We start from the raw sequence: 4,163 nt of genomic DNA on the forward strand, positions 1-4,163 counted from the left end.
AGGGCATGGACAATGCCTGCACTGCACTCGGCACGCCTGTTACCGGAGGCAACGTCTCGTTCTACAACGAGCACCCCGACGGCGCCGTCTATCCAACGCCTACGATTGGCATGGTCGGGCGCGTCGATGACCTGCACACACAGCCAACCACCGCTGGAGTGCAAACACCAGGGGATCAGGTTTTCCTGATGTATCCAGATGGACATCCGCATCCCAATGATATTGATGGGTCGGAATATCTTGCTACCGTGCATGGTCAAATCGCGGGCGATGCTCCGCGCCTTGTGCTCGATGAAGAAGTCGCTGTACAGCAGGCCATGCGTACGCTGATCCAAGCCGGAATCGTGAAGCACGCCCATGACATATCCGACGGCGGACTGGCGACGTGTCTGGCCGAGTCGGCCTTGCATGGAGGCTGTGGCATAGACGCTGCCCTCTCGGTTCCCGAAGGTACCCGAGCGGATGCAGTGCTCTTTGGCGAAGCCCAGTCGCGCATTGTCTTTTCCGTTGCTGAAGGCCGCAAATCGGTGGTGGAAGACGCACTTCGCGATATCGATGGCGCAGTGGCAACGCCGATCGGTACCGTGGGTGGCAATGCCCTACGCATCACATGGGACGATACCACATGGGTTGAAGCACCACTCAGTGCGCTACGCGAAGCACACGAAAACACGCTGCCCAACGCGATGAATGCCGAGCAGCGCGCCGCAGCATAAGCATAAGAAACCAAGGCCAAATGTCCAACGCGGGCAAAGACCCGCAGGAGTGCGAACATCTTCTTGCAAAGAAGAGTACCTGTGTAGCCCACATAACAGTATACTACACAATGCGCATATAGCAAGAGGCCGTATCGTATGGCCTTCGCGTGTAACACCGGAAGCATTCTTTCCAACGAAGCAGCACGCCTTCCACACGTTGCCGCAGCTATACGCAGCTATACAACTTATGGCCACGCTGCTGCGTTTGGATGCGTAGTTTCCTCCTTGCATCAAGCCCTCCTCTATCATGAGTACGCCTGCAACCAACGGACACGCCCCTGATCTTTCCGCCTTCGAGGGTATCGACGGGACCGACGCCGAAATGCGCGATGTCGTCATCATTGGTACCGGCCCGGCGGGCTGGACCGCCGCTCTGTACACGGCGCGTGCCAGTCTGGAGCCGCTCGTGTTCATGGGGCCCGAGCCTGGCGGACAGCTCACCACCACCACCGATGTGGAAAACTACCCCGGCTATCCCGATGGCATCATGGGGCCCGATATGATGCAGGACTTTCAGGCGCAGGCCGAGCAGTTCGGGGCCGAGTCGTGCTACGGCGTCGTGACCGATGTCGACTTCAGCGAGCGCCCCTATCGCCTGCTGGTGGACGAAGAAACGCTCATCCACGCGCAGACGGTCATCATTGCCACAGGTGCCTCGGCTCGCTACCTGGGCCTCGAAAACGAGCAGCGGCTGCTGGGGCACGGGGTCTCTGCGTGCGCGACCTGCGATGGCGCCTTCTTCCGCGACGAAACCGTGGCCGTAGTCGGCGGAGGCGATAGCGCGATGGAAGAAGCTATGTTCCTCACCAAGTTCGCGAAAGAAGTGCGGGTCATCCACCGCCGTGACGAACTCCGCGCCTCCAAAATTATGCAGGAGCGTGCCTTCGACAATGACAAAATTACCTTTGTGTGGGATACGGAAGTTGTCGATGTGCTCGGCGAGGATCAGGTGACGGGCATCGAGGTCATCAATAATAACACCGAGGAGACCTACGTCATGGACGACGTGACGGGGCTCTTCCTGGCGATTGGCCATACCCCCAACACCGAGCCGTTTAAAGGCTGGCTCGACATGGACGATAGCGACTACATCGAAACGCAGCCTGACTCTACCTACACCAACATTCCGGGCGTATTTGCCTGTGGGGATGCACAAGACCACGTCTACCGGCAGGCGGTTACCGCGGCAGGCACCGGCTGCATGGCTGCAATCGACGCTGAGCGCTGGCTCTCAGAGCATGGCGTAATCGACGAGCCGCGCACCGAGACCGAGTATCACGCGGCTCCGGCAACGGCCTCGAATGCATAATCGTGTTACGCCGTCCTCGACTCTTACACATTGGAGGTGGGGACGGTATTATTTTTGCCCGGGTAATGCCTGTGTCATCGCTCATTTCACCAGCCCCTTACTTCCTGTGATGTATTCGCGCTCCTTGGGAGCTTTGTGCGGAATGATCCTTAGCATCCTGCTCGTGCTTATCGGCACTGGCTGTGCATCCCCCGATGCCCCCAACCCGGAATCGCCGCCTACCGCCGAAACCGCGTCCCCCGACTCATCATCCCAGCAGGCCAGTGTGGACTCGAACGCTGCCTCCTCAACTCCGCAGGGCGAGCGCTCCCTCAACGAGCGACTGGATGATCTCTCGCTCGCAGCCCGCATTAAGCAAGCCCTGGCCCGCGACCGCAGGCTGCGCGGGTACGACTTTGAGCCCAAGGTAGAGCGAGGCACGGTGCTCTTGGAGGGCGATGTGCAGACGGAAGAGGAACACGAGCGCGCCGCCGAAATCGCGGCCCGTCTGTCTGAGGTGCAGGCCGTGACCAACGCAGTGACGGTGGTCGGCCAGCCCGTTGTAGCCGAGAATAATAGCGAAACCGAAACCAACAACAGTCGCGCTGGGGCCACCCATGTTGTGCAGCCCGGCGAAACGCTGTGGGACATTGCCCGCTCGCACCGCTCCTCGGTGGGCAGTATCCAGCAGCACAACAAATTAAATGACGGACGTCTCCAGCCCGGGCAAGAGCTTGAAATCCCCGACCGGTAAGAGGTATGAATCTACACATCCAGGCACGAGCACAAAAGGGACGCAGCGCGATCAAGCCCCGATTGTTGTGTAATTGGCGTTCTTCCAGGTTTTTACATTAGGCGGTAATCGCTTCGTGTTGTGCTTGTTGGTGCATCGCTGTGGCCGAAGGATCGGAGTCGGTCGAGGACGAACTCGATTCGAACGGGCCGCTTCCCGACCTGACGCTTCCCGACCTGACGCTTCCACTCGAAGAACTCGTCCATGATGAGGTAGCGTCGGCCAGTGGACCATTCCTCATGCTATTCCGCACACAGAGCGCCGATCAGACGCTGGGCCGACATGAGGTTCGGGAAAATTCGAATGACGGTCTCCCGCCGCCGAATCTCCTCAATGAACCGTTCGATCATGTTGCTCGTCCGGAGGCGGCGCCGGTACTTCGCGGGAAGCGCCAGGACAGCGGTGGCGTCCTCGAAGCCCGCTTCCAGCACCTTGAGAGCGAGCGGGGCCTTCTCCTGAAGCTCGGGCGTGACTCGCTCCAGCGCCTCGCGGGCCTCTTCTGGACTTGGAGCCTCCAGGATCTTGTCAAGCCAGGACTTACGCAGTTGCAACTCACGAATGTCATCTCGTCGCGAGGCTCTGCCTCGTGACGCCGTCGTTTAGGGGCTCCGCCCCGTTCACAGGCAGGAAATGACGCCCCTCGGGTCAAGTGCGTAACTCCTACAAGCATCGCATGTACGCGCTCTTTGCTGGAGGCCGGTACGCGGTCGACTACATTGCGCCGGAGATCAAGCACCGGGTTGTTCACGAAACCGGGTTGTTCACAGAACCGGCGGTACCAAAGAGCCCAACTGCTTCGCCACCGCCCTATTCCATACATTCCCCAAAAATCGTCTCGATCTTATCTACCTCGCCCTCTGTCAATTCGGCGAACTCCTTCGTGCGGGCTCGCTTTGACAACGTTCCGTCGTTCTGGCGGAGGAAGCGGTGCAAGAGGTCATACATGGCGGATGGCATCTCGACGACGTATCGCACCCGCTCTACGAACCGGTCGTAGCTTTCGAGGTAGGCCACTTCCTCGGGTAAGTCGCGCCGTACAGTCTCCTCCACGCAGTCGTACAAGAACTCGGCGTGCGCCGTCGCATCAAAGAAGCGATAGTGGTCCGCCGTGTCGTTTAACACGCGCACATTGCCACGACCGGTCGGCTCCCACTCGATACAAGAAAGGAGCGGTTTCGAGTAGGACTGCAACACTTTACGATAAGCAGACATGTTGCGCAGGATGGCCGCGCTGATCGGAAACGGAAGCTCCGGCGGATTGTATCCGGCCTCGGCGAGCACGTGGTGGATGAGCCACCGGTGCACCCGGCCATTCCCGTCCTCG

Annotated in this window: 4 protein-coding genes and 1 pseudogene; 3 read left to right on the top strand and 2 right to left on the bottom strand. The window is 59.6% G+C overall.

Features of this window, described 5'->3' with window-relative positions:
• The 3 genes from R6U20_RS07595 to R6U20_RS07605 form a co-directional block, all read left to right on the top strand.
• Positions 1–716: AIR synthase-related protein (locus R6U20_RS07595; protein ID WP_410337258.1), on the top strand; the 716-nt coding region annotated here is incomplete at its 5' end.
• A gap of 289 nt (positions 717–1,005) precedes the next feature.
• Positions 1,006–2,067: a thioredoxin-disulfide reductase gene (trxB, locus tag R6U20_RS07600; RefSeq protein WP_410337259.1), complete on the top strand. Its 1,062-nt coding sequence runs from the start codon at positions 1,006–1,008 to the stop codon at positions 2,065–2,067.
• 163 nt (positions 2,068–2,230) lie between these two features.
• The gene (locus tag R6U20_RS07605) at positions 2,231–2,800 is read left to right on the top strand and encodes a LysM peptidoglycan-binding domain-containing protein (RefSeq protein WP_410337260.1); all 570 of its coding nucleotides are present in this window, start codon (positions 2,231–2,233) and stop codon (positions 2,798–2,800) included.
• 281 nt (positions 2,801–3,081) lie between these two features.
• Here the strand turns inward: R6U20_RS07605 and R6U20_RS07610 are convergent, their stop codons facing one another.
• Together R6U20_RS07610 and R6U20_RS07615 are read right to left on the bottom strand one after the other, a co-directional pair.
• Entirely contained in the window at positions 3,082–3,390 is a 309-nt protein-coding gene (locus R6U20_RS07610; protein WP_410337261.1) for a transposase, read from the bottom strand.
• A 256-nt stretch (positions 3,391–3,646) separates the two neighbouring features.
• Positions 3,647–4,163, bottom strand: a pseudogene (locus R6U20_RS07615) (cell filamentation protein Fic); the annotation flags it as partial.

It is taken from the genome of Longimonas sp., from assembly GCF_046498435.1.
Lineage (GTDB): Bacteria > Bacteroidota > Rhodothermia > Rhodothermales > Salinibacteraceae > Longimonas.